This is a genomic window from Nocardia sp. NPDC058114, assembly GCF_042884695.1.
Classification (GTDB): domain Bacteria; phylum Actinomycetota; class Actinomycetes; order Mycobacteriales; family Mycobacteriaceae; genus Nocardia.
Genome location: NZ_JBHVTK010000002.1, coordinates 579,643 through 604,053 on the forward strand (window position 1 = coordinate 579,643; position 24,411 = coordinate 604,053).

At 66.7% G+C, this 24,411-nt stretch carries 21 protein-coding genes; 6 read left to right on the forward strand and 15 right to left on the reverse strand.

Annotated elements, in window-relative coordinates; translation table 11 throughout:
• Window positions 1-96: 96 nt before the first annotated feature.
• From ACFVVI_RS11225 to ACFVVI_RS11235, 3 genes are all read right to left on the reverse strand, one after another.
• A complete protein-coding gene (locus ACFVVI_RS11225) occupies window positions 97-861 on the reverse strand; it encodes a MerR family transcriptional regulator (protein WP_378995923.1) in 765 nt (254 codons plus the stop codon).
• A 107-nt stretch (window positions 862-968) separates the two neighbouring features.
• Complete coding sequence (locus tag ACFVVI_RS11230; RefSeq protein WP_387445146.1) at window positions 969-1,511, reverse strand: MOSC domain-containing protein; 543 nt, start codon at window positions 1,509-1,511, stop codon at window positions 969-971.
• Between the two features lie 80 nt (window positions 1,512-1,591).
• Window positions 1,592-2,914: a TerD family protein gene (locus ACFVVI_RS11235; protein ID WP_387445148.1), complete on the reverse strand. Its 1,323-nt coding sequence runs from the start codon at window positions 2,912-2,914 to the stop codon at window positions 1,592-1,594.
• A 157-nt stretch (window positions 2,915-3,071) separates the two neighbouring features.
• On the opposite strand from ACFVVI_RS11235, the gene ACFVVI_RS11240 reads away from it, so the two are divergent.
• A complete protein-coding gene (locus tag ACFVVI_RS11240; protein ID WP_387445149.1) occupies window positions 3,072-3,968 on the forward strand; it encodes a glucosyl-3-phosphoglycerate synthase in 897 nt (298 codons plus the stop codon).
• 42 nt (window positions 3,969-4,010) lie between these two features.
• Here the strand turns inward: ACFVVI_RS11240 and ACFVVI_RS11245 are convergent, their stop codons facing one another.
• From ACFVVI_RS11245 to ACFVVI_RS11265, 5 genes are all read right to left on the reverse strand, one after another.
• Window positions 4,011-5,846, reverse strand: a complete 1,836-nt coding sequence (locus ACFVVI_RS11245; RefSeq protein WP_387445150.1) for an ATP-binding cassette domain-containing protein — start codon at window positions 5,844-5,846, stop codon at window positions 4,011-4,013.
• Window positions 5,847-5,858: 12 nt separating this feature from the next.
• On the reverse strand, window positions 5,859-7,028 hold the full coding sequence (locus ACFVVI_RS11250; RefSeq protein WP_379316352.1) for a type III polyketide synthase: 1,170 nt from the start codon (window positions 7,026-7,028) through the stop codon (window positions 5,859-5,861).
• Between the two features lie 46 nt (window positions 7,029-7,074).
• Window positions 7,075-8,541: a fatty acid desaturase gene (locus tag ACFVVI_RS11255; RefSeq protein WP_378995943.1), complete on the reverse strand. Its 1,467-nt coding sequence runs from the start codon at window positions 8,539-8,541 to the stop codon at window positions 7,075-7,077.
• A 252-nt stretch (window positions 8,542-8,793) separates the two neighbouring features.
• Complete coding sequence (locus ACFVVI_RS11260) at window positions 8,794-9,600, reverse strand: LppX_LprAFG lipoprotein (RefSeq protein ID WP_378995946.1); 807 nt, start codon at window positions 9,598-9,600, stop codon at window positions 8,794-8,796.
• A gap of 169 nt (window positions 9,601-9,769) precedes the next feature.
• The gene (locus ACFVVI_RS11265) at window positions 9,770-10,678 is read right to left on the reverse strand and encodes a helix-turn-helix transcriptional regulator (protein WP_387445151.1); all 909 of its coding nucleotides are present in this window, start codon (window positions 10,676-10,678) and stop codon (window positions 9,770-9,772) included.
• A gap of 177 nt (window positions 10,679-10,855) precedes the next feature.
• Between ACFVVI_RS11265 and ACFVVI_RS11270 the strand changes: the two genes are divergently transcribed.
• Window positions 10,856-11,611, forward strand: a complete 756-nt coding sequence (locus ACFVVI_RS11270; RefSeq protein ID WP_387445152.1) for a dienelactone hydrolase family protein — start codon at window positions 10,856-10,858, stop codon at window positions 11,609-11,611.
• A gap of 75 nt (window positions 11,612-11,686) precedes the next feature.
• On the opposite strand, the gene ACFVVI_RS11275 is transcribed toward ACFVVI_RS11270, so the two are convergent.
• The 3 genes from ACFVVI_RS11275 to ACFVVI_RS11285 all read right to left on the reverse strand — a co-directional run bounded on the left by ACFVVI_RS11275 (window position 11,687) and on the right by ACFVVI_RS11285 (window position 14,895).
• Window positions 11,687-12,709: a MerR family transcriptional regulator gene (locus ACFVVI_RS11275; protein ID WP_387445154.1), complete on the reverse strand. Its 1,023-nt coding sequence runs from the start codon at window positions 12,707-12,709 to the stop codon at window positions 11,687-11,689.
• Window positions 12,703-13,365, reverse strand: coding sequence for a HEAT repeat domain-containing protein (locus ACFVVI_RS11280; protein WP_387445155.1), 663 nt, complete (start codon window positions 13,363-13,365; stop codon window positions 12,703-12,705). Before ACFVVI_RS11280 ends, ACFVVI_RS11275 begins: the two co-directional genes overlap by 7 nt.
• Window positions 13,366-13,521: 156 nt before the next feature.
• Window positions 13,522-14,895, reverse strand: a complete 1,374-nt coding sequence (locus ACFVVI_RS11285; RefSeq protein WP_387445157.1) for an FAD-dependent oxidoreductase — start codon at window positions 14,893-14,895, stop codon at window positions 13,522-13,524.
• Between the two features lie 140 nt (window positions 14,896-15,035).
• On the opposite strand from ACFVVI_RS11285, the gene ACFVVI_RS11290 reads away from it, so the two are divergent.
• A complete protein-coding gene (locus ACFVVI_RS11290) occupies window positions 15,036-15,608 on the forward strand; it encodes a TetR/AcrR family transcriptional regulator (protein ID WP_387445159.1) in 573 nt (190 codons plus the stop codon).
• Between the two features lie 324 nt (window positions 15,609-15,932).
• A complete protein-coding gene (locus tag ACFVVI_RS11295) occupies window positions 15,933-17,315 on the forward strand; it encodes a glutamate decarboxylase (protein ID WP_387445161.1) in 1,383 nt (460 codons plus the stop codon).
• Between the two features lie 26 nt (window positions 17,316-17,341).
• Here the strand turns inward: ACFVVI_RS11295 and ACFVVI_RS11300 are convergent, their stop codons facing one another.
• Complete coding sequence (locus ACFVVI_RS11300) at window positions 17,342-18,565, reverse strand: cytochrome P450 (protein ID WP_387445163.1); 1,224 nt, start codon at window positions 18,563-18,565, stop codon at window positions 17,342-17,344.
• Between the two features lie 280 nt (window positions 18,566-18,845).
• On the opposite strand from ACFVVI_RS11300, the gene ACFVVI_RS11305 reads away from it, so the two are divergent.
• Window positions 18,846-19,958, forward strand: coding sequence for a saccharopine dehydrogenase family protein (locus ACFVVI_RS11305; protein ID WP_387445165.1), 1,113 nt, complete (start codon window positions 18,846-18,848; stop codon window positions 19,956-19,958).
• Window positions 19,959-19,983: 25 nt separating this feature from the next.
• Here ACFVVI_RS11305 and ACFVVI_RS11310 read toward each other — a convergent pair whose 3' ends face one another.
• Window positions 19,984-21,195 (reverse strand): oxygenase MpaB family protein, encoded by a 1,212-nt coding sequence (locus tag ACFVVI_RS11310; protein ID WP_387445167.1) that lies wholly within the window; start codon window positions 21,193-21,195, stop codon window positions 19,984-19,986.
• Window positions 21,196-21,270: 75 nt separating this feature from the next.
• Here ACFVVI_RS11310 and ACFVVI_RS11315 point away from each other — a divergent pair, with 75 nt between their 5' ends.
• Window positions 21,271-21,894: a TetR/AcrR family transcriptional regulator gene (locus tag ACFVVI_RS11315; RefSeq protein ID WP_378995970.1), complete on the forward strand. Its 624-nt coding sequence runs from the start codon at window positions 21,271-21,273 to the stop codon at window positions 21,892-21,894.
• A 150-nt stretch (window positions 21,895-22,044) separates the two neighbouring features.
• Here the strand turns inward: ACFVVI_RS11315 and ACFVVI_RS11320 are convergent, their stop codons facing one another.
• Together ACFVVI_RS11320 and ACFVVI_RS11325 are read right to left on the reverse strand one after the other, a co-directional pair.
• Window positions 22,045-23,316: a hypothetical protein gene (locus ACFVVI_RS11320; RefSeq protein ID WP_387445169.1), complete on the reverse strand. Its 1,272-nt coding sequence runs from the start codon at window positions 23,314-23,316 to the stop codon at window positions 22,045-22,047.
• Window positions 23,313-24,380, reverse strand: coding sequence for a polyprenyl synthetase family protein (locus ACFVVI_RS11325; RefSeq protein ID WP_387445171.1), 1,068 nt, complete (start codon window positions 24,378-24,380; stop codon window positions 23,313-23,315). Before ACFVVI_RS11325 ends, ACFVVI_RS11320 begins: the two co-directional genes overlap by 4 nt.
• Window positions 24,381-24,411 lie beyond the last annotated feature (31 nt).

The window sequence follows — 24,411 nt, forward strand, 5'->3', positions numbered from 1 at the left end:
ACGACCGATATTGCCGTGGGGCGCGGGAAGCATTCCCACGCCCCACTGGTCGCCGTTGCTCGAGCGCCCTCGAATCAGTGGCCTTTGCCGAATCTGCTACCCGCGTGCGGCGTTCGCGGTCGTGATGAACTCGATCTGCGCGGGTGAGGGTCCGCAGAACTCGCTCTCGATCCGGTCGGACTCCTCGGCCTGCATCCGATACATGCTCTCGCGCAGGCCTTCGTCGCCGCCGTGGAAGCCCTCCAAGAGCCTCATCCACCGAGCCGCCATTTCCTGCGCCTCGGGTGAGGTCGGGTCCGTGCCCGCCGCGATCGCCGCGTCGACCTGGGGGATCAGCACGGCCCAGTCCGCTTCGGCTTGCTGAATGCGCTGTTCACCGAGTTCCTCCCGGCGCAGCGCGAGCTGGGTCAACTGCTCTTCGGTGAAGTATTGCTTGATGGTGTCGTCGACCATGACGGTCCTCCTGATCAATTCCAGGAAGTGATCCGTGGATGCGTCCGACCGGCTTTGCACCGTGGCGGTCAGTGCCGCGACCAAGGCATGCAGATCCCGGGTCGCGGCCAGTTGCGCGGCCAGATAGTCGCGGTGAGCGGCCAGTACCTGCGTCATCGCCACGGAGCCCTCGAGCAGATCCGCGATCTGGTCGAGCCCCAGGCCCAGTTGCCGCAGAGCCAGCACTTGATACAGCCGCTCGACATCGCTCGCGGTGTAGAGCCGGTGGCCGGTGCCGGAGCGTTGCGCCGGGTGCACCAACCCGATCCGGTCGTAGTGATGCAACGTCCGCACCGTCAGTCCGGCCTCGGCCGCGAGCTCACCGACTTTCCACACACGCTCGGTTCCGCGCTGGTCCATCCGCTTCATCCCACTTCCACCGGCGCCCTGTGCGCCGGTGTCGTCGACGGTAGAACCTGACCTTACGTCAGGTGCAAGCCCGAATACGCCCGCCGAATCCAGAGTTCAGCACATCGCTAGACCCGATCCAGGGCCTTCCACGGCTGCGGCGGAAGTTCAGCAACGATACTGTCGCCGGGGTGGACCTCGCCACCGGTGACGACCACGCCCATGATTCCGGCCTTGCGCACAAGGGTGCCTGCCGCATCGTGGTGGACCAGCTGCTTCAACAGCCCGTCTTGGAACCTGTCGATCTGGACGCACGGGTTGCGTAGGCCGGTAATCTCCACGACCGCGGCGGAACCGATCCGCAGCAGCGCCCCCACCGGAAGTGCGAGTAGATCCAGGCCGCTGGTGGTGATGTTCTCGCCGAGATCGCCGGGGAATACGGCGAATCCGTGTTCGGCGACCTCGGTGAACAGTTCCTCGTGCATGAGGTGAACCTGCCGCAGGTTCGGCTGGGTCGGGTCCTGCGCGACCCGAGAGCGGTGTTTGACCGTTGTTCCGGCGTGGACATCGCCCTCCACACCGAGTCCTGTCAGGAGCCGAATGCTCGGTCTGGTCGGCTTGCTGAACGAGTACTCACCGTTGCTGTTCACCGCGATCACTGTGCCGCTCATCGTGTTTCGTGCCCCTCGTCGTTCGAAACGTCACGGCGAGCGTAACCCGGCACAACGCTGTCTCTCCGGCGTTTTTCGACTCAGCGAGGGGTCGGGCACTGGCCTTCGTAGCGGCTCAAGCCGAGACCGTTGGCCTTCTTGCTTCGGCCTACGGGACCGTTCTTGGCGGAGCGGACCCAGGTGCCGTCGGTGTCGAGGACGGGCATGCGTTCGCTGAAGGCTCGGCTGTAGTGGATGGTGCCGTCGACGGTGAGGATGCCGTCGCGCACGTCGATATGGGCGACGGTGGCCCAGAAGGAGCTCTTGCCGTTGCCGATGATGACGGTGATCTGGTCGGCATCCTTGTCGGGGAGGCCGTCGGGGCCGGGACGGCCGTAGCGGACGCGCACGCGCGGGTTGCCGAATTTGTCGATGGCGCCCGCACCGTTGTCCACGGATTGGTAGACGTTGAGCAGCAGATCACCGTTCTCGGTGGGGCGGACGGTGACCTGTTCGGTGGCGGGGAGGTTGTCGGCCCCGGGGCCGCGGGTGTCGCCCTGGTGATGGATGAACGGCCACTGCGTGATGTCGCCCTGGTGGCCCTTCTCCCCGCTGAGGACCACGTAGTCGCCGGTGATCTCGTTGCGGCAGAAGAAGTACACGTCCAGGTCGCCCGTGCCGAACTCGGTGACACGACCGTTCGCGTCGTATTTCGCACCGCGGCCGTCCCACTCGAGACCGACGGTCAGGACGTAGCCCGGATCGCCCTTGCGCAGGTCGATCGTGGCGCGGCGATCCGGCGACTCCTTGGTCAGCACGACATCGACTTTGCGCAGATCGACCGAGGGCGCCGGGGGTGCAACACTCTGGGGTGCAGGCGCTTCGGCCACGTGCGAGGAGACGTCGGCCGGTTCTTCGTCGACGACGATGCCGTGATCGGTCGCGAACGCCGCCAGCCCCGCGCTGTATCCCTGACCGATCGCGTCGAGACGCCACCCACTCCCCCGCCGATACAGCGCGACGGCTTGCAACACCGTCTCCGAATCCAGCCCCGGCGGCACGAAACTCACCGATTGACTGGAACCGACGGCACAGACCCGTAGCCCGGCGACCGCACCGAACCGAATCCCCTGCGCCTCGGTGCTCCCGGTGATCACCACCCGATGGATCTCGGCGGGCACTGCCGAGAGATCGACCGCGACAACAGCATCGGATTCCAGCCGAACGCCCGACGCCGCCGGATTATTGAAGAACACGAAGTCGGCATCGGAACGCACCTTGCCGTCGACGGTCAACAGCACCGCCGCGATGTCCACCGCCCCGGCCGGGCTGTCGAGATCCAGGCGCACCGTGTACCGCCCGTCGACGAGATCGGTCTTGGACCCTTTGGACACCTCGACCATCGTTGCCGCACTCCCACTCATGATTTCTGCCCCTCCACTGGTCGGCTGAGCCCCACGGTACCCGCCGGGCCTGCCATCGGGTCTGCGTTCAGTGACCGGCACGGACCTGTAGGTATGTCCAAGCACGGGCGGAAAACCGTTGGGCTCGGTCACAGATCGAGACGCAGCGGTAGCGGGAGTGGTGAGTGTGTCGTTGACTGACTGGATGGACGTCCGTGAACTGATCGACCGCAAGGCGGGTCGTCGGGTCTCGGTGGTGGTGCCCGCGCTGGATGACGAGGACACCGTCGCCGGGGTGGTCGCTTCGGTGACGCCGCTGCTCGGTGGGCTGGTCGACGAGTTGATCGTGCTCGATGCCGGGTCCGCTGATCGGACCATCGCGCGGGCGCGCGCCGCCGGGGCCGAGGTCTTCACGCGGGAGCAGGCGTTGCCGGGAGTGGCGGTGCGGCCGGGCAAGGGCGAGGTGCTGTGGCGGTCGATGGCGGTGTGTACCGGTGACCTGATCGTTGTCCTGGACGCGGACCTCGTCGACCCCGATCCGATGTTCGCACCCACCCTGCTCGCACCGTTGCTCGCCGACCCCCACATCGCCCTGGTGAAGGGCTTCTATCGCAGGCCGACGACCGATGACGCCGACGGCGGTGGCCGGGTCACACAGCTCGTGGCGCGTCCGCTGCTCACCGCGCTCGCACCCGCGCTGGCCGAGATCATCCAGCCGCTCGGCGGCGAATGTGGCGCCACGCGTGCGTTTCTCGGGCAGATCTCCATCGCCGGCGGGTACGGCGCGGAGATCGGGATCCTGCTCGATTGCTGGCAGCGGCGCGGTGTGTCTGCCATCGCCCAGGTCGACCTCGGGATTCGCGTGCATCGTCATCGGCCGACGCACGAACTGGCGGTGATGAGCCGCCAGGTCGTGGCGACTCTGCTCGACCGACTCGGCATCCGGGATTCCGGGATCGGCCTGGTGCAGTTCCTGCCCGGGGAAACCGGGTGGCGGCGAACACCTTCCGAGGTCAGCCTGGCCGACCGGCCACCGATGTCGCGCCACATCGCCGAGTACCGCGACATCGCCTGACACACGAGAACGCCGGCCCCGCGAGGGACCGGCGTTCACGCCTCACACAGCGACGAGACCGAAGTCGAGCTTCACCAATTGGTCGGCGCAATCGAAGTACCGGTCGTCATGGGTGATCACGATGACCGTCTTACCCCGACGCTTCAGATCGGTGAGGATCTCGTGGTAGAACACATCGCGGAACCGCGGCTCCTGATCGGCGGCCCATTCGTCGAAGACATAGATCTGGCGGTCTTCGAGCAGGGCGGTGAGCAGGGCCAACCGCTTGCGCTGCCCCTGCGACAGGTCGACGGTCGACAATCGCCCGTCCTGCACCGTCACCTTGTGCGCGATCTGCAACTCGTCGAGATAACGCTGGACTTCGGCGTCGATACCGGGGCGGTCGAAACCCAGGTAATCCTCGAACAGATGGAAATCGGTGAACACCGCCGACGAATTCTGCCGGTACCACTCGATGTTGTCGTGGTCGATCCTCTCCCCGTTGAGCGACAACGACCCCGAGCGTGGCACATACAGACCGGTGATGAGCTTGGCCAGCGTCGACTTCCCGCTGCCGTTGCCACCGACGATGAACGTGATCTGGCCAGGTTCGAAAACCAGGTCGATCGGGCCGAGACGGAAACCGGCGTCCTCGGACTCGTCGCGCCCGGGCGGCGGAGCCAGCGGGCGCACATCCACGCCACCGTGGTCGACCCAGTTCTTGCCGTTGACATCCACCTGACCGCCACCCGGATGCGCGCCGGGGTGAGCGGGATGCGGATGCGGCGGCCTGCCGTCGCCCTCGCGCGGCGGCATCCCCGGACGCGGTGGATGCCCACCCGGCCCGTGCGATCCCGGCGGCGGTGGCACCTGCGAGGGCGCCTCCGAACGATAGATGTAGCTGACGTTGGTCAGTTCCAGCTTGGCCTCCCCTGCCGCTGGACGCTCCGAATACGGCAGCGACTCCTCGTCGTGCAGCGTGGTCATCGACAGGTTCATCGCCCGGATCTTGGCCAGCGCCACATCACCACGCAGCAGATCGGGGATGCGGTGCATGAAGTTCTGCATCGGCATCGCCAGGAACGTGGTGACCAGCACGTAGCCGACCATCGTCTCGCGCGGCAGATCCAGTGCGGCCGCGATGACGAACAGGATCAGCGCCATCGTGCCCAGCTGCAACGCCTGGCCGAAGCCTTGGGCGTAGGAGAACTTCGAGCCCGCGTCGGTGTTCTGATCGCGCAGCGTGCCCGCCGAACCGAGCAGGTGCCGGTCCATGAAGTCACGGCGACGACCACGGTGCAGCTTCAGTTCCTTGATGCCGAGGGTGACGGCCTGGAACGATCGCAGCAACGCGTCCTCGTTCTCCCGAGCTTCCCGGTAGATACCGCGGACGCGCTTGAGAACCAGTTCGACACACGCGATGCCGACCAATGTGCCGCCGACCGTGACCGCGAAAATCGGTCCCGAAACCACGGCGAGGAACACGAAGCAGCCGACGATGGTCGCCACATCCACGCAGATCGAGGGAATGGCGGTGACGGCCTGCGACAGCGAACGCACGTCCTCGGTGAGCGTCGCCATCAGGCGGTGCATGCCGAGCCGTTCGAGGTGTTCCAGTGGGGCGGAGACGATTCCGGAGCTCAGGTCGCTGCGCAACCGGTAGATCGCGTCCTGGGAGAGCCGGATCAGCAGAACCTGCGACAGCACACCGCTGACGAGGATCACCAGACCCGTGCCACCGAAGCGCAGCAGCAGGTTGTCCGGCTGCGGGCGCGGCGAGACGACCGCGTTGATCAGCGTCACCAGGTAGGTGTTGGCGGCGCCGCAGATCAGGCCCGCGGCGACGACGGCCGCGATCCTGGCCGGCGACAGCGCGGCGAGAAAACGGAGCAGATGCATAACCTTCGGCTCTCAGCTTCGGATGACATCGAACACGATGCCCTCGAGGGTGACACCGGGTGCGAACGAGAACGCCACACCGGTAGAGATCGGTGCCGCTGTCTGTGCGTCGCGGATCATCCGCTCCAACACGAAGATCAGCGAGACACTGAGCATGTTGCCGTGCTCGGCGAGCACCGCCCAGCTCGGCGCCGCCAGCTCGGCGGGAATGCCGAGCGAATGCGCCGACTCCTCGATGATGCGGGGGCCACCGGGGTGGATCGCCCACAACTCGATATCGGACTTTCCGAGTCCGTTGCGCGCCAGCACTTCCGACACCACCGGGTCGACACCGCGGTAGATGTAGTCGGGCAGGCTGGTCGCCAGTTCGCAGGTGATGCCCGCGTCCTTCACGCCGAGCACGATGCCGTCCTCGGCGTCGTCGAACAGGTGGCTGAAGCTGTCGCGGATCACGACGCTGCCTGCCGCGAGCGGCTTGTGCACCTGGTTGGCGCCGATCACCACCGCCCCGCAGCCGTCACCGAACAGGCTGTGGGTGATCACGTCGTTGACGTCATCGTCGAAAACGGCGTTGACCGAACTCAATTCGATGCACAGCACCATCGCCTTCTTGTCCGGATGGGCCCGGACATAGTCGACGGCGGCGCGGATGCCGTTCATGGCCGCGGCGCAACCCATGAAATTGATGACCATCCGGCCGACCTTCGGCGACAGACCCAGCTGCTTGACCACCGCGACGTCGACGCCGGGAGCGATGAAGCCGGTGCTGGTCACGAAGATCAACTGGCCGATATCCTCGGCCGGGTCCGCCAGCCCCGCGACGGCGCGCTGGGCGACGTCGACGGCGAGCGGCACGGCGTGTTCGAAGAACAGGTTCATCCGCTCCCGGATGGTGCCGGGCTTGCGGCTGAACTCGAGGAACTCGGGGTCGAGTGGGTCGATGGCGAGGTGGCGGGTGTCGATCCTGGTCTTGGCGTAGATCCGCGGAATGCGCTGGCGCTGAGCGGGATCGGAGAACAGTTCGGCGACCCGGCCCGCGTTCACGGACTGCTCGACGACCAGCGAGGGCGAACCGGTGGCGACCGCTTCGATCACGCCGACGGTCGTCGGCGGCGTGGGTGGTAGCAGGTCGTGCCCGCGCTCGACGTCGGGCGTGCGGAGCAGGTCAAAGGAAACAGACACGGGCACAAATCCTTTCGAGACAGATCAGAGGTGGCAACGGGCCGGGTCAGACGGTTCCGATGCCGGAGAAGCCCTGCGCGGTGTAGACGACACAGGTCTTCAGCGCTGATGGTGCGCAGTGTTCGCGCACGAAACCCCACCGGTTCTCCTCGGCCTCACGGGAGGGCGCGAGCAGATAGGTCCGGCACAGCTTGGGGAAACGATCTCCGAAGAAGCTCTTGGCGGGCAGCCACTCCACACCGAACTTCGCGGCCTCCTCACGCACCACGTTCTCCGACGCGATGTTGGCGAAACCACTGCGCTGGAACGGAAGTACGTGATGAGCACGGTGCGAGCTCAAGCCCGCCGAGAGGAAGCAGTCGACGTACTTGTTACCGACCACGGTCAGGTCGTAGGCCTGCTCGAGCTGGTTCACCGCCCAGTCCTCGGTCTCGGTGTGCAGTTCCTCGGTCGGGATCTCGAAGTCGTGGCTGGCCACCACCATGAAGGTGCTGATCCACAGCGTGATCACGAACTGCAGGCCCCAGGCGAGCAGGTCGCCCGCGATGGCGAAGGCCACGAACTCGGCCACCAGCAGGAACCGCATCCCGAACGAGCCGATGAAGTGCGGCAGCGCGCCACGCCAGCTGCCGTACATGTCCTTGATGCCCACCTTGCGGGTGAGCCGGCAGACATCGAGGAGGCGAATGATCATGCCCGTCAGCAGATGTCCGAACTTGTGCACGGTGTGCACCGGCACCCGGTACAGGCGCGGGATCTGCATCATCATCGTGAAGACGTTCTTCTTGATGTCGACTTCACTCTGGGTGTGCGGGTGGTGCAGTAGCGCGTGCCCGTCGGCGGTGACGAAAGACAGTGCGACATAGTTCATGTCGAAGGCGTTGACCGCGTACTTGTTCAAGCCCTTCTGCGCGCGGTGGATCGCGTAGTGACCGAACCCGGCCAGTGAGCTGCGCAGCAGCACCATCGCGATCACGAAGGCGGGCAACGGCATCCAGCTCGTGTCGTAGAGGCGGAGCGCCTGCACGGCGATGTAGGCGAAGATCAGCACGCCGACGACGATGTTGAACGCGCGGTCCATCCGTTGCAGTCGGGCCGCCAGCTCCGGTTCCTTGAGCCGGGCCTTCACCTGGTGCAGCAGATCGGACTTGTTGTCGAACTTGTACTTCGGGGTGTCGTCCCAGCTGTTGAAGCCGTCCTTGAACAGGAAGTCGGGGGCGTTGTTCTTCGGATGGATGTCCTCGGGCGTGGCATCGCGACCGAGACTGTAACGCTCGATCATCCGCGCGATTTTTTCCGGATCACGGTGGTAGGAACCGATGATCGAGGTGATATCGCGATTTTTCGTGCGGCCGATGAAGAATTCACCGCCTGGATGCTTGGAGATCCAGTCACTCAGGTCGTAGGCTCTGCCGTTATAAACCCATACGTTGTTGACGGGAGGCCGACCCCCCGGGCCGGGCGGTGGCGGGAGCTCGCGCTCCGCTTCATCAGGTCGATCATCGATCGTCATTAGTTCTTCCTCCGTGTCCGATCGGCGTCCGATGCGTGTTGCCTGCCGACCAGCGTCCCGACACGTATAGTCCTTGTGGCGCCTTGCATCTCGCTGAACATTCTCTTATTGGATGCGTACTCGTGCGTTCGTGATTCGTTTACCGCAGGCGACACCCAGACGACACACCGGCCCGGGGCTGCGGAGGGCACTGCGTGCCAGGCTCCGCTGACCCCGGACCGGTGTGGGTTGATCCGGTATTACCGGCGAATATCAGCCGGCGGGCTTGATGATGTTGACGGGCTTGGCCCAGTTCGACAGGCCGACGGTGACCTCGCCCTGATCCTTCTTCACCACGGCGCGAACAAGATTCGGGCCGTCGCCGGTGGACGCGGCGTCCGAGGGCTTGGTCGAATCGGAGGCGGGCGGGGCGGTGTCCTGGATCCACACGGTGATCGGCATGGTGCCCGCGTTCTGACCGATGCGCGGCACGATCGGGTCGATCACAGCGGCGTCGATGGTGCCGGAGACCTTGACGGTGTTGATGCCGTCGATCACCTCACGGCCCTCGGTCTTCGCATTCTGGATATTGGCGATCACATTCGCGATGCCCTTGTCCTTGTCCAGGATGACGCCCGGATCGTAGACCTTCTCCGCCGGACCCGACGGCACGTAGCGGCCACCGGCCTGGGTGTACAGGACCTTGTCCACCACAAGGAACTTCGCCTCGGTGAACGAGGCTTCGGGGGTGAGCTTGACCTTCGCGTCACCCATCGCCGCGCCCGAGCCCTGGGTCTCGTTGGTGACATCGGCCGACACGGTTTCCACCGGCAGGTCGGGCAGGTTCTTGACGTTGATCTTCAGGTGCACGTTGTGCAGGGTCTGCGTGGTCTTCGCCGACTCCTTCACGATCTGTGCGCCCTCGGGCAGCTGGCCGGTGGGCGCCGGGCCCGCCGTGGTGGCCGAATCGTCTTTGGTGCAGCCGGATACGAGGGCCGCGCAGACCGCCGCCGCCGCGACGACCGAAGTGATGCCGGAACGTCGCGCGAAGCGCCGACGCGAGGTGGGGTTCGGTGTCATGTGGATCAAGTTTCATCCCCTGGAGATGGTCGCATATCGGTATAGGGCAGCCGAAGACCATCGTTCATCTCGTGCTCCCCCGTCGGCGATAGTACCTGAGGAATTCAGTTTGCGAGTTGTGTCTTCGCGCTATCGATTTCGGATATCTGAGTCCCGGCGTGATCCGCCATCACCCCAGGTCAGCCGACCGGTGGAATCGCCGCCGATGATCTTCGCCGGGCCGCCGCCGCTCGTCGTCCGACATCGCCAGCAGCTCGGAGAGCTTCGCGGCCTCGGCGTCGTCGACCGGGGTGAAGATCTGGATCCACTCGCCGTCGGTGGCGGGCAGACTCATGATCGTCAGATGCATCGCGAGGTCACCCACGGCGAGATGCTGGATCACCTTGACCAGGTTCACCGGCACCGCCACGTCGTTGCGAGCCCACATTCTGGCGAACTCGGCGCTGGAAGTACACAGCTCGTCGATCAACTCCTGCCAGGCCGGATCGTCGAGGTGACGGACCGACGCACCGCGCAGGTAGGCAACCATGCGACGCAGATCATCGATGTTGTGCCGATAGGGATTGCAGCACTCCGGTGTCAGGAACACCGTGCGCAGCACATTGGCGTCGGGGCGGGCGAGGCCGGGAAACAACACGCGATAGGCGTCATTGTGCGCCAGGACGTCGTATCGGGAATCGAGAAGCACCGCGGGCAAGGGTGCGAGCTGGTCCAGGATCATCGGCAGACCGGGCGGCATCGCCGACTCCACCGCCGCAGCGGGCACCGACGGCACATCCGCGAGGCGATAGAGATGCACTTTCTCGGCGTGATCCAGGCCGAGGGTGCGCGCCACCGCGTCGAGCACCTGAACACTGGCGTTGATCGGTCTGCCCTGCTCGAGCCACGTGTACCAGGTGACGCCGATTCCCGACAGCTGCGCGACTTCTTCGCGCCGCAGACCCGGCGTTCGCCGCCGCGGGCCCGGTGGCAGACCCACATCCACGGGGGTGATCTTGGCGCGACGGGACTTCAGGAACGCACCGAGCTGGGCTCGGCGCTCGGTGCTCACCGAGCGCAGGTCGACCGCTTCACTCATCCCATCATCGTGGTCCATGCCGATCCTGGTATCCAGGTGGTGCTGGTACCCGGATCCGCTTGCGCTGCGTCGAATTCAGTGCGTGCGCAAATGCCGGTCCCGGCCGGTTCGAGCGCCGGATCACCGCTGCGCGATCAGTAGATTGTGGTCAACTCGACGCGCTCAGGAGGTTCCGCTGTGGCGGTACACACGCTCACCCTCGCCGTGGCCACGGCCGACGGCAAGGCCGATTCCTTCCTCGCCTACCCCGACGACAACGCGCCCCACCCCGCGGTGCTGGTGTTCTCCGACGCGTTCGGGCTGCGGCCGGTGGTGCGCCGTGACGCCGAACGCCTCGCCGCCCACGGCTTCACGGTGCTCGTTCCGAATCTGTTCTACCGCCACGGTTGCGCACCGGTGGTCGACCTTCCCGATGTCATCGGGGCCGACCGTCGCGGTGAGATCTTCGGTGTCCTGCGCCCGCTGCTGACTGCGTTGACACCCGAGCTCGTCGTCGCCGACGCCGACGCGTATCTGTCGTGGCTGGCGGATTCCCCGCTGACCACGGGCAATCCGGTGGGCCTGTCCGGCTATTGCATGGGCGTGCGCCACGCACTACACACCGCCGCCGCCTACCCCGACCGAGTGGCCGCGGTGGCCGGCTTTCACGGCGGCCGGCTGGCCACCGAAGACTCCACCAGCCCGCACGCCGTAGTCGATCGAATCACCGCCGAGGTGTATCTCGCGCACGCCGACGCCGACCCCGGCCTCCCGCCGGAACAGATCGAACAGCTCGACGCCGCCTTCAGCGCCGCAGGCACCATCTTCCGCACCGAGGTGTATCCCGGTGCCGGCCACGGCTTCACCCAATCCGACACCGATGTCTATGACGCCGGGGCCGATGCCCGGCACTGGACCGAACTGACCGGCTTGTTCACCCGCGTTCTGCGCTGAACCTGCTCGGTAGGGCGGCCCGCGGGTTCGGCGACATCGGTGGCCAGCGGGCCCACGAACAGCCACCGGCTGTGATCAGCAATCCGGGCTCGTCGCTCGCGCAGCGACCATGTCGGTGAAGGCGGTGGCGACGAGTGCGACGGAGTGATCGGTGTCCGCGCTCAGTGCCCGCAGGGTCGCCAGCGCGCGGGTGCCGGGCAGCTCCACCAGCGCTTGGACGAGCCGGATGCGGATGCCGGCGTCGTCTTCGTGTGTGGTCAGCGCGGCGGTCAGCGCGCCCAGTATTCGATCCGCGGATTCCGGGTCCTGCGACAGCGCGCCGAGCACTTCGCCGGCGTCGACATCGTTGGTGCCCGCGATCACCATGGCCACCAGGATCGGTTCGGCCGCTCTGATCCCGCGACTGCCGGCGGCCAGAGCGGCGGGGGCACGGACGGTCGGGTTCGGGTCGTCGAGTGCGGCGGTGAGCAGCGCGGTCGCGGCGTCGCCCGGGATTTCCGCCACGGCCAGCACCGCCCGGCGCCGGACCTCGGCATCGGCGGCGGCCAGCCCGGGCGCGAGCCCGACCAGTCCGTCCTCGCCTGCCCGCGACAGCGCCCAGCGCAGGGCGCCTGCCATGTTGGGTTCGGCCTCGGTGAGCACGGCCGCGGCCAGCATCTCGGTCGGCACCGGCACGTTGTCGGCCGGGTTCAGCACTGCCTGCAGGCGGCGGTGGGGGTCGGTCGAGCCGAGTGTGCGCATGAGTTCGACGATGCGTAGCGCGTCGTGCCAGTCACCGGGCTCGGCGTTTTCGACAGCGCGCAGACGTTCGAGTAGTTCGCGCTCGCGCGCCAGCCGTTCCTCGGTGCGTGCGATCAGCTCGCTCACCAAGGTCTGCGGCGTGAACGATTTGTCTGCGAGTACGCGAGCGATCTCGCGCAGCGACAGCCCGAGGGAGCGCAGGCTCTCCACGTGGAAGATGCCGCGGATGTCGGCGTCGGAGTACTGACGGTAGCCGCCGACGGTGCGCCCGGTGGGCCGCACCAGTCCGAGCGAGTCGTAGTGGCGCAGCATTCGGGTGCTGACTCCCGAACGCCGCGCCACCTCGCCGATCAGCACGGTGCGCCGTCGAGCGCCGCGACTCTTTTCGCCGCGTCGATGTCGGGATCGAAGGCCGCGTCCGGGTCGCGCAGCAGCCGCTCGGTGGCCTGTGCGTGACCTCGCACGTGCGGGTCGGTACTGCCGGCCGCCCGGTGGAGCACCGTGGTGATCACCTCACCCAGGGTGGCCAGCGCCCGGCTCAGGCTGCGCCGAACATCTCGATCACCGCGCCCGAATTGGGTGGCCAGTTCGGCGGCCAGCGCCGCGCGCTCGGCATCGGGCACGAGAACGACCGCGGCTCGCCACGCGCTGCGGGCCACGTCGTCGTCGGGATCGCGCAGCAGCGCGGGGGTGATCGCCGGCCAGACTGCCGGATCGCCGATCTTGGACAGGGTGTGCAGCGCTTGGCTGCGGGCCTGGGCACCCCCGGATTCCAGCTCGGCGCGCAGCCGCGGCACGGTCAGCTCGCCGGGGAGCCTGGTCAGTGCCCAGGTGAGCATGTCGCGGACGAAGAAGTCCGGCTCCACGGCGCAGCGGTCGATCAGGACTCCGAGCAGCGCCGGGCCTGGATGTGTGCCCGCGGCCAGGGCGGCCCGCAGCCGGATCGACGCAGTCTCCGCGCTCAGTGCGGCAAGCAGCCGCGGGTCTACCGAGTGTGCTGGTGTCGAGTTCATGGGAACCACCTCCTGCCTCCAGTGAAGACGTTGTCACTGTGTCAGGGTCAAGCCCTCGATCGCGTCATGATCCTCAGCCGTGTCGCGGGGCCCCGATCCGTTGGATTCGACCGCCGAACGTGCCTCGGTGGACGAATTGATCCTCGGCGCCCTCGCTCAGGTGTGGCTGTGCGACGAAGATGCTGTGCCGACAAGGGTTTCCAGTGCGGCGCGGGCGTTGGCGACGGCGATGCGGGCGGCGATGACGGGCGAAAGCAGTGCGCGGGGTTTGTCGACGAGTCCCATCACCCGGTACAGGGTTGTCGCGACCGCGGTGTCACGCTCGGCGGCGATCAGCACCGGCTCGAGCGCCGCCACGGCGGCTCGGACCGGCAACGAGACACCGGCACTGACGTGTGGCATGGCGCCGTCGGCGATCACGGTGAGTTGCCAGGCGTTGTCGATTTCCGGCGTGACCGCCGTGTAGAACCTGGTGGCAAGATTCTTTCCACCCCGCGCGAGGCACTCACGCAGCACGGCCATCTGGATCGCGGCGACAGTCATGCCCTGCCCGTAGACGGGGCTGAAGCTGCACAGACTGTCACCGACCGCGAGCAGTCCCTCGGGAAAGCGATCGAGCCGCTCGTAGCGTCGGCGCAGGTTGGCCTTGTAGCGGAAGGTCGAGATATCGCCGATGATTTCACCGTTCTTGATGGCATCGAGCACGTCGGGCGGGGCGATGGCTGCGGCGAAGTCGAGGAATCCTTCCTGGTCCCTGGGCGGCTCCTCGCCGTCGTGGCCGATCAGCGTCAGGATGTGCCGGTTGCCCTCGACGGCGAACAGGGCGAGGGCACGCGGGGGTAGATCGCGTACCCCGATCGTGACCAGCTTGTCGTGAGGCAATGCGTTCGGCGGCAGCTGGATGAAGGCGCTGCGGTAGATGATGTCGATCGCGGTGCCTTCTTCGGCTGGGCGGTCGTAGCCGAGCTTGTCGAGCCATGAGGGGACGACGCCGGCTCGACCCATCGATGCCACGACCAGGTCCGCGTCGATGGTTTCACGCGCCCCATCCGAACGGTCCACGATCGCGACCCCGGATATCCGCGTTCCATCGGTGCTGACAACGAGCGACCCGGCATCACACCTGTCGCGAATGGTGACGTTGGGCAGCGCCGCGACCCGCGTGCGGAGGTGCTGCTCGAGGTGTGGGCGACTTGCCTGAAAGGCCCTGTGTCCGGTCGATACTCGCTTGAGGGTCCGACCGGCCATGGTGAAGCGGACTTCGCGGAGCGCGTCGCATTCGACCACACCGCTTGTTCGCATGTCCTGCCCGAACCCTGGGAACAATTCCTCGAGGATGTCCTTGCCCCGCGGCAGCAGCCCGTGCACGTGGCGCCCCTGCGGGACTCCCTTTCGCGCCTCGGAGTCCGGGAGCAGGGCATCCCGCTCGATCACCGTCACCATCGAGTAGGCCTCGCTGAGCACCCGAGCGGCCAATAGCCCGCCGATGCCCGCGCCCAACACGACCGCGTGATCGCCGATTCTCCGCATGCCATACCTCCGAACGTCGTTGTTCCGAGTCCTGTTCATGGATCGAGTCAGGGATCCATGACTGAGACTGAATGTCAATATAGTCTCAGTGCTGACATGACCACAACCGGGCGTGCCATCCCGGATCGGGAACAGGAAGAATGACCGGCATGACCAACGCGACGCAGTCGTCCTCCGTGCTTGTGGACACGGCCTTGGCGATGATGGCCGAGACCGGCCTGGATGATCTGACGCTGACCGCGGTCGCTCGCCGGGCGGGCGTCTCACGCGCGACCGCCTACCGTGAGTTCGGAGACAAGAACGGTCTCATCGCGGCCGTCAGCAAAATCGAAGTTGCCCGCATGATGAGCGCCGCCTACCTGGAGATAGACATCTTCACGCCGGTACGGCAGCTGGCGAAAGAGGCAGTGGTCTTTGCGATCCCCTACCTGCGCCGACACCCGGTGATCTCCCGACTGCGCGACCAGGAACCAGGATGGCTGCTCAATGTCGCGATCGAGCACGAGGGGTCGAAGCTCAACCTGATCGAAACCGTCGGCGCCTTCGTCGCACCACTGCTGGCGGCCCGCGACGACAGCGCAGCACTGGTGGTCACACCGGCACAGGCGGCGGAGATCGCCGTCCGCACCGTGCTCTCGCATGTGCTGATCCAGCGCAGCAGCCTCACCGACGAACAGGTCGGCGACACGGTAGCCCGCGCTATCAGCCGCTAGCAGATCCGATGCTGCAACGGATAATGCAATCCGTATCAGTGATCGCCGCAGCCGTGTATGTCGTCGGCCATGCCGATTCCGGGTCTCAGCGTGGTGCTGGTGCCGGACAGCGACAGGCCCCATCCTCGGTGAGATTCACCCGTTATGGGGGATACGGACCCATCGACGGCAGCACTACCGTCGAAACCATGACCACCACCTCACAGGTCGTCATCAGTGAGCGGACCGCCGACGACATCGGCTCGCTCGGCGCCGACTTCTCGCACACGCGTCCCGACTCATGTCCGAACTGCTGTTGGCAGAACTGAAATCGAAGGGATAACCATGTCGCGCAGGCGCACTCACGTTCCTCAGGTCTCCCCGGCATACACCGGGCGGCTGTCGATGGCGCCGGTACCCGCGCTGCGGATGCCCGAGGAATCGATGGATCCTGACGTCGCCTATCGATTCATCCACGACGAACTGATGCTCGACGGGAGCAGCAGGCTGAATCTGGCGACCTTCGTCTCGACGTGGATGGATCCACAGGCCGAGAAGCTGATGGCGGAGACGTTCGACAAGAACATGATCGACAAGGATGAATACCCCGCGACCGCGGCGATCGAGCAACGGTGTGTGTGCATGGTCGCCGACCTGTTCCATGCGGAGGGCCTGCGCGACGACGACCCGTCCAGTGCCACCGGGGTATCGACGATCGGATCCAGCGAGGCGGTGATGCTGGCCGGGCTGGCGATGAAGTGGCTGTGGCGCGAGAAGGTCGGCGACGGGTGGAAAGGTCGCACACCGAACATGGTGATGGGGTCCAACGTGCAGGTGGTGTGGGAGAAGTTCTGCCGCTATTTCGACGTCGAGCCGCGGTATCTGCCGATGGAGAAGGGCCGCTACGTCATTACACCCGAGCAGGTGCTGGCCAACGTCGACGAGGACACCATCGGCGTGGTGGCCATCTTGGGCACGACATTCACCGGCGAACTCGAACCGATCAGCGACATCTGCGCGGCGCTCGACAAGCTCGCTGCCGACACAGGACTGGACATCCCCGTGCACGTCGACGCGGCCAGCGGCGGCTTCGTGGTGCCCTTCCTGCATCCCGATCTGGTGTGGGATTTCCGGCTGCCGCGCGTGGTGTCGATCAACGTCAGTGGCCACAAATACGGGCTGACGTATCCCGGCATCGGGTTCGTGGTGTGGCGCGGCCCCGAGTACCTGCCCGACGACCTGATTTTCCGGGTCAATTACCTGGGCGGCGACATGCCCACTTTCACCCTGAACTTCTCCCGACCCGGCAATCAGGTCATCGGTCAGTACTACAACTTCCTCAGGCTCGGCCGATTCGGCTACAGCCTGGTCATGCAATCCCTCTCGCAAACCGCGCGCTGGCTCGGCGACCAGCTGCGCGCGAGCGGACACTTCGAGGTGATCACCGACGGCTCGGCGATCCCGGTGATCAGCTTCCGGCTGTCGGGCGACCCTGAATACACCGAGTTCGACGTCTCGCACGCGCTGCGCTCCTACGGCTGGCAGGTGCCCGCGTACACCATGCCGGACAACGCCACCGATATCGCGGTGCTGCGCGTCGTGGTGCGGGAGGGGTTCTCGGCGGACATGGCCAGGGCGTTGAGCGAGGACGTCACCGCCGCGCTCGGGCACCTCGACACGCTCAAACCCAATGGATACTTCGACCGGCTGAAGCCGTTCGCCCACTAACCCTTCCGCGAATCACCCCGGTGCGCTCACGTCGCGTGGAGATACACCGGAACACTGGTGTGCCCGTTGGAGATGAAACTCGGCACCGGCGTCAGTTCGGTCCGGGTCGTGGCCAGGCTCATCCGCGGGAACCGATCGAACAGTGCAGGCAACGCAACGGCCGCTTCGAGGCGGGCCAGTGACGCGCCGATGCAGTGGTGTGCGCCGTGGCCGAAGGCGAGGTGCTGATCGCGGGTGGCACGGGTGGGATCGAACTCGGCGGTGCTGGCGCCGTGCACTTTCGGGTCGCGGCCTGCGCCTGCGTAGGAGGCCAAGATGGCCTCGCCCTTGCCGATTCGGTACTTCCCGGCGATGTCGATGTCCTCGACCGCGTATCGGAGGGGCAGGTGTGCCACCGGTGCCTGGAAGCGCAGCGTCTCCTCGACCACGTCTGCCCACGACACCTGCCCTGCGGCCACCGCGGCGCGCTGCTCAGGATGGGTGAGCAGGGCGACGATCGCTTGGTCGAGCAGATTGACCGTGGTCTCGTGACCGGCATTGATGATCAGCATCAGGGTGTCGGCGAGTTCCTTCTCCGACAGCGCGGAGTCGTCCTCGTCGCGCGTGGCGATCAGCGCGCTGGTGACGTCGTCACCAGGATGCGCACGACGGTAGGCGACGAGTTCGCCGACCAGTCCATACATTTCGAGGTAGTTGGCCTGCGCCTGCTCGGCGGTGAACGAGCCGTCGAAGAAGCCGTCCACGCACTTGTGCAGCGCAGGCCCCAGCCCTTCGGGCACACCGACCAGTTCGGTGATGACCCGGATCGGAACCGGATAGGCGAAGCCGCTTCGCAGATCGACCGGTGCGCCGGCCGGGGTGGCTGCCAGCGCGTCGAGCAGGTTCTCGGTGATCTCGGCGATCCGCGGACGCAGCGCGGTACTACGGCGATGACTGAAAGCTGGGGAGACCAGCCGGCGCAGCCTGCGGTGATCGGCGCCGTAGGCGGTGAACATGTTGTCGACCGCTACCCACGGCAGCAACGGCCACGCCTCGGTGATCTCGCCGTTGATGAACGACATCCAGTGCTGCCTGGGGTCCTTCGACACCCGAGGATCGGCGAGCAGACTCCGCAGCACTGCCTGATCGGTGACCGACCAGGCGGGCACGCCACCGGGCAGTTCGACCAGCGCCACCGGGCCACGTTGCTGAATGCGTGCCGACTCACCTTGGATGTCGGCACCGGTCGTATCCAGCACGATCGGTTCCATGAAATCTTCTCCACCAGGGTCTACGCCCGTAATCGACAGCGCCGCAGCCAGTTTCACCCGACCGATTACGAACTTACCCCTCGGCTGAGCGGTCCAGGGGACGAATAGGGGCACCAACGGCGGACGTTGATCGGTAGCCTCGTCATCGCGCGGGACCGGCTGAGGGCGCGGCGGACCCAGAAGCCGTGAGCCGATACACGATGATGTGACGGCCGTTTCCCATCGGGGCGATGATCCACCGGTAGCGTTGGCAAGTGGCCAACCATGAGGAGACGCGGCGATGCCGAAAATTGTACTGTTCGGGGCAACCGGCTACACCGGACGCCTGACGGCCGAAGCCCTCACCGCACGCGGCGCATCGCCCGTGCTGGCGGGACGCAACGGGGCGGCCCTCGAGAAGCTCGGCGCCGAACTCGGCGGCTGCCGGACCGCCGTCGCCGACGTCACCGACCCCGCGTCGGTCCGGGCCCTGCTCGGTCGCGGCGATGTTCTGGTGACAACGGTCGGGCCGTTCCTGCGCCATGGGGGCCCCGCACTGGCCGCGACGATCGCCGCGGGCGCGCATTACATCGACTCCACCGGCGAAGGGCCCTTCATCCGCACCGTGTTCGAGCACGACGAGCAGGCCCGTGCCGCCGGCGCGGGGCTGCTCACCGCGTTCGGGTTCGACTACGTACCGGGCAATCTCGCGGCCGGGCTCGCCTTGCGCGAGGCTCCCGCCGCGGTGCGTGCCGAAGTCGGCTACTTCATGAAAAGTCCCGGTACCAGCGGTGGTACCCGCGCGTCCATGGCGGGGATGCTGTTCGAACCCGGCTTCGCGCTGCGCTCCGGACAGGTGGTCGCCGAACGCACCGGCGCGCGTCTGCGTTCCTTCGATGTCGCCGGAGAGAGCCGGACGGGGGCATCGATTCCCGGGTCGGAGCATTTCGCGCTGACTCGCTCGCACCCACACCTGCGAGAAGTCGATGTGTTCCTCGGCTTGCCGCCGCTCGCGGCACAGACGCTGCGCGTCGGCTCACGACTGACCTCGGTCGTCGCACAGGTGCCTGCGCTGAAGCGCGGATTCGACGAGGCTTTGGCACGAACGGTCAAGGGGTCGACCGGTGGCCCCGACGCCGAAGCTCGCCGCCGCACCCGCACCTGGGTGGTCGCCGAAGCTCAGGACGCGGCCGGCACGACGTTGGCCACCGTCACCCTGAAGGGCGGCGATCCCTACGATTTCACCGCGGCGATTCTGGCCTGGGCCGCCGACACCGCACTGGGCGGCGGCCTCCTCGGCTCCGGCGCGCTCGGCCCGGTCGACGCGTTCGGCCTGGACGCGCTGTACACCGCCGCCCGCGACGCAGGCTGGTCGCCGCACCCGGGCCCCTCCATCGAGCCGAAGGCACCCTGACACCGGCCGCCACCGCGTCGCGGCGCTAGGCCGCGTGGGTGAGTCGCGCGGCCGCCGCGCCGACGGTCGGTCCGGCGCTGACCAGTGTCCCCATGAACCGATCCTGTTCTCGCGCACCGCGATTCGCCGCACGGTCGAGCCCGCCGGGCAGCAGCCGGGTGACCGAGCGCGCGACATTGACGGGGATTCGGATCGCCGGGTACCACGGAACGATCGCCGTCGGCAGCCCGAGCGCACGCATCGTGTGGCGCCCGAGGAAGGTCCCCGTCACCGACAGATGCTGGGCATAGGCAAGGCGGCGCCTGATCGTGGGCAGCCGGTCATAGTTCCACGACAACGGGTCTCGTGACATCGGTACCGCGAGTTGAGGAGTCGACTCGTCGGGGTCGGCCAAGGCAGACAGCGTGTGCACCAGGACGCGCACACCGTCACGGAAGGAGTGCGGCAGCCACTGTTCCTCGACACCGAGCAGCCAGCCGACGTAGCGGACCAGGTGCGCGACAGCGTCGGTTTCGGCGGGGGTGAGCAACAGACCCAGGCCCATCCCACCGATCGCCGGTGCGATGAAGGCGCCGACGAGCGTTGCCGCCATGTCCGTCTGGTTGATGGGCAGGCCCCAGTCCTCGGTCCGCCAGTCCGGCATGGCGGCCACGTGCCTGCGGACGAAGGCGTGGATGAGTCGCACCCGGATCGTGGACCGGTATCCCAGACCCAGGGGGGACAAGCCGTCCTCGGACAGGACATCCATCGCCCACTGCATCGTCTCGGCCCACCGCTGATTGGAGCCCTTTTCCAGCGCTCCTGTGCGCAACAGGGTCTTGTTGAAGCCGGAGAACTGGTAGCCGCCGAGCATGGCGACATCGCGCGCGATGTACATGCCGTCGGAACCGCTGGTGAGCAGGACCTTGGCACCGCGCACGAGTGTGTCGTGATCGACCCACGCCGGAACAGTCTCGACCGCGGTGAAGAACTCGCGCAGCGGATCCGGCGCCTGCGGTACCGCAGCGATGCCGTCGGTGAGCGCTCGATCGAACAGCGGACGCATCTGTTTCGAGCCCGCGGCGACCATCCAGTCCACCAGCCGATCCATCGCGTCGTCACCGACGAGCAGGCCCTCGCCGAGATGTTGCCATTGCGTCGAGTCGGGGCTGTGAACCCCTAGCATCGCCGCGAAGCCGCCGACGAGGGGCGGGACGCGGTGGGGACGATCTGGATGACGGGCGGGAACGGTGGTCATCGACACTCCTCGTTGAGCGCTCCATTGTGGATAACGACTGATATCCAAAATAGGTCGACTGCTAAAGTCCTGTCAATGGCGCGTGCAGAGGTGGTCCGGTCCTACCGTGGAATCAGCGCGGCGACTCGACGTGACGAACGCCGCGACAAACTCCTCGCCGCAGGTCGCCAGATCTGGGGCGAGGCCGGCCCGAGCGAAGTCACCGTGCGCCGCGTGTGCGCCGCGTCGGGGTTGACCCCGCGCTACTTCTACGAACAATTCGCCACCCGAGACGCACTGGTCCTCGCCGTCGCCGAACAGGTGCAACAGGAGCTGTTCACCACCCTCGTCGACGCGAGCCAGGCCGAGCCCGGCACCTTGAAACGCAAACTCCTGCGAGCACTGACGACCTACCTCGACACGATCGCCGACGACCCCAGCATCCACCGCATCATGACCAGCGATACCCACAGCGTCGCAGGGCTCGAAGAGTTGCGCTCCCGTGCCGTCGGGATCGTCACCGACCTCGTGATGCAGTACAGCGCGGAATTCCTCGACGCTCCCGCGAATCCGGAGATCCGGCGCCAGGAAGCACTTTTCGTCGTCGGCGGGATCAACCAGCTGGTGGCGACCTGGCTGGGCGACCCCCGTCGGCCGACCACCGAAGTAGCCGCCCTCTGCACCGAACTCGCACTGGCCGTGGTGAACCGAGCACCCTGACAGTCGGTGCAGCCGAATCAGTAGTTCGACCGCACCGCACGGTCGGCAACGACAGTCGTTTCTGGCCGAGTGGGCGGCGCCGACGCCGGTGAATCACTTCCTTCCGTGCGGTACTGCCCGATCCCGGGCGCGCGTGGCGGGTGCGCTGGTCTACCGGTTGTGCCCGCCCACGCTGGTATCGAGCGCGCCGAGTTGGAGTTGGGTGGCGAGGGCCTGGAGCGCTGCGGGGTCGTGCGGTGGCACCCGTTCCATCGCGCTGAAAGCCAGGTGGTCGGCGATCAACATGGTGCGCACCTCGGCGTCGGTGAGCTCGCCGGTCAGGACACCTTCGGGCAGGGTCTGCACCATAGCGAAGGTGGTGTCGACGATCAGTGGCACCAGCGAAGTCGGCATCGACAGCGGGTCGCCCACAACGAGCGCCTCGGTCGCTGTGTTCGTCGCGTCGGTGAACTCCGGTGAGACGTCCAGCATTCGGTGGACCGCCACGTCGACACTTCGCCGCACCCGATCCAGCATCGTGGTCCAGCGCCTCGACGAGGACGCCGCAAGCAGCGCGGCGCCGACCTTGCGCCGAAAGGGCGGGGGCGCGTCGACGGCCCCGCACAGGAAAGCCGTCGTGGTGATGGTCATGTGCGCCATCGCCACCCGCGCACCGAAACTCGGGGTGGCGGGACCGAGCCTGGCCAGGAGAGCGAAACCGCCCAGTGCCGGCACGAGGAGCTGGAGCATGACCTTCCGCTTCAGTTCCTCGCGATCGGCGACGCCGTAGATCTGCAGCTCGTTGTCGCGCAGGTCGTTGGCGGACTGAGCGATGATGGCGAGACAGCCGGCCAGTTCGCGCAGATCCGCCTCGGGCACAACGGCTTCGGAGGCGAGTTCACACGCGTAATAGGTGACCCGGCCGAGCACACCTTCGCTGTAGGCGACCCGCGACAGCGGCGAGTCGATATTGCGGGCCATCACCACCGCGACATCGATGACCACCGCGCCGACACGCTTGCGCCCGGCCGGCGACAGCGCTCCGAGCAGAGCTCGGATGTCGCCGATACGCTCGGCCAGGAGCCGGTCGACCGCTTCGCTGTCGCGGGCTTCGGTGCTGACCGAAGGCAATGCAGCAGGCTTGGTGTCGGTGTTGCCGGTGAGGTAGTCCGCAGCGTCCAGAACGGACCAGCTCGCGATCGCGCGATCGCTGAGATCCTCGAAGGCGTCCAGAACTCGGCAGGCCAGCAGGGCGGCGGTGGCCTCTGCCTGCAGGTGGGTGGGCAAGAAGCTCACCGCGATACCCAGGTTACGACCGGCTGGGATCAGTGCCAGCCGGGCCAGCTCCTCCGGTGAGGAGGCGGCCCGTAACGCGGCCAGGTCCGGTGCGCGGCGCAGGTGTCGAAATCCATGGGCGAGTGATCCGATTCTGGTCTGCCTCATCGGGTGATCACTTCCTGTAGCAGTGCATGGAGGTCGTCGCGAGCAGGCGATGGCGGGAAGATGTCCAGTGCGGCGCTCGCCTTCTGTGTGGCGTCGAGGGCAACCGCCCGCGCGGCGTCGGTGGCCCCGCTGTCGATCAGGTCGCTCTGCAGGATCGTGCTCGGGGTGTCCGCGGACAGCCACATCTCCCGCGCGCCGGCGCGCATGTCGAGCCATTCGATCACCGGCCAGGTTGGAACCCGTCGTTCCAGGTCACCCCCTGCGTCCTTGCCCAGCCCGGGACCGCCCTCGACGTCGCGGACGTCGTCCATGATCTGGAACGCGAGTGCGAGCTCATCGGCGTATGTCATCAGCGCTCGCAGGCGATCGTGATCGGCACCGCCCGCGGTGCCGCCGTAGGAGCACGACAATCGGAACAAGGTGCCGGTCTTGGCGCCGGCGACGAGTCGGTAATGGCGGCGCAGCGCGGTGGCATCGACCGCGGGCGGCAGCATCTCGATGAGCTGACCGAAGGACAGATCCGACAGCCCGTCGGAATACGTCACACCGGGCACCTCCCCCAGGCAAGCAGACATTCCCGGGTTGTCGGCAAGCACCTCGGCGATCACCTGCACTGCGGCACCTGCCATGTGGAACCCCGCTCGGGCCGCGATGCGCACGCCGAATGCGGCGGGCACCGACGTCGCGCCGCGGCGTAGCAACGAGCCGTCACAGATATCGTCGTGCACCAGCGAGGACTCGTGCAGCATCTCCATCGCGCAGGCCAGATCGAGGGCGGCGCGACTGGGTTCGGACCCGGCGGGCGCAAGCAGGCCTGCACTCGCGAGAACCAGACGTGCGCGCACACGCTTGCCCGGAGCGGCGAGGACGTGCCTGCCGATGTCGTCGAAATCCCCACCGCTGATGAGGATTTCGTACAGGCGCGCGTTGACCAGCGTGAGAAGTTCGTGCTGAGTCCCACTCGGATGTCTGAGCATCAACGCGACCGGTTCGCCCTGGTGCTGCGGGTTGGCTGCCGGACGAGCGTCGTTACGGCGGACTTCGGGTAGCGCGGGATTGTCCATAACGCTGAATTCCTTTGGTGCGGCCATATGG

Excerpts from the sequence above, each read along its gene's own strand:
- ACFVVI_RS11285 (WP_387445157.1), bottom strand. The coding sequence starts at position 14,895 with ATGCGGAGAATCGGCGATCACGCGGTCGTGTTGGGCGCGGGCATCGGC.
- ACFVVI_RS11255 (WP_378995943.1), bottom strand. The coding sequence starts at position 8,541 with ATGACGATCGATGATCGACCTGATGAAGCGGAGCGCGAGCTCCCGCCA.
- ACFVVI_RS11305 (WP_387445165.1), top strand. The coding sequence starts at position 18,846 with ATGCCGAAAATTGTACTGTTCGGGGCAACCGGCTACACCGGACGCCTG.
- ACFVVI_RS11320 (WP_387445169.1), bottom strand. The coding sequence starts at position 23,316 with ATGAGGCAGACCAGAATCGGATCACTCGCCCATGGATTTCGACACCTG.
- ACFVVI_RS11245 (WP_387445150.1), bottom strand. The coding sequence starts at position 5,846 with ATGCATCTGCTCCGTTTTCTCGCCGCGCTGTCGCCGGCCAGGATCGCG.
- ACFVVI_RS11295 (WP_387445161.1), top strand. The coding sequence starts at position 15,933 with ATGTCGCGCAGGCGCACTCACGTTCCTCAGGTCTCCCCGGCATACACC.
- ACFVVI_RS11235 (WP_387445148.1), bottom strand. The coding sequence starts at position 2,914 with ATGAGTGGGAGTGCGGCAACGATGGTCGAGGTGTCCAAAGGGTCCAAG.
- ACFVVI_RS11230 (WP_387445146.1), bottom strand. The coding sequence starts at position 1,511 with ATGAGCGGCACAGTGATCGCGGTGAACAGCAACGGTGAGTACTCGTTC.
- ACFVVI_RS11260 (WP_378995946.1), bottom strand. The coding sequence starts at position 9,600 with ATGACACCGAACCCCACCTCGCGTCGGCGCTTCGCGCGACGTTCCGGC.
- ACFVVI_RS11310 (WP_387445167.1), bottom strand. The coding sequence starts at position 21,195 with ATGACCACCGTTCCCGCCCGTCATCCAGATCGTCCCCACCGCGTCCCG.
- ACFVVI_RS11315 (WP_378995970.1), top strand. The coding sequence starts at position 21,271 with ATGGCGCGTGCAGAGGTGGTCCGGTCCTACCGTGGAATCAGCGCGGCG.
- ACFVVI_RS11280 (WP_387445155.1), bottom strand. The coding sequence starts at position 13,365 with ATGAACTCGACACCAGCACACTCGGTAGACCCGCGGCTGCTTGCCGCA.
- ACFVVI_RS11325 (WP_387445171.1), bottom strand. The coding sequence starts at position 24,380 with ATGGACAATCCCGCGCTACCCGAAGTCCGCCGTAACGACGCTCGTCCG.
- ACFVVI_RS11225 (WP_378995923.1), bottom strand. The coding sequence starts at position 861 with ATGAAGCGGATGGACCAGCGCGGAACCGAGCGTGTGTGGAAAGTCGGT.
- ACFVVI_RS11300 (WP_387445163.1), bottom strand. The coding sequence starts at position 18,565 with ATGGAACCGATCGTGCTGGATACGACCGGTGCCGACATCCAAGGTGAG.
- ACFVVI_RS11290 (WP_387445159.1), top strand. The coding sequence starts at position 15,036 with ATGACCGGCATGACCAACGCGACGCAGTCGTCCTCCGTGCTTGTGGAC.
- ACFVVI_RS11265 (WP_387445151.1), bottom strand. The coding sequence starts at position 10,678 with ATGAGTGAAGCGGTCGACCTGCGCTCGGTGAGCACCGAGCGCCGAGCC.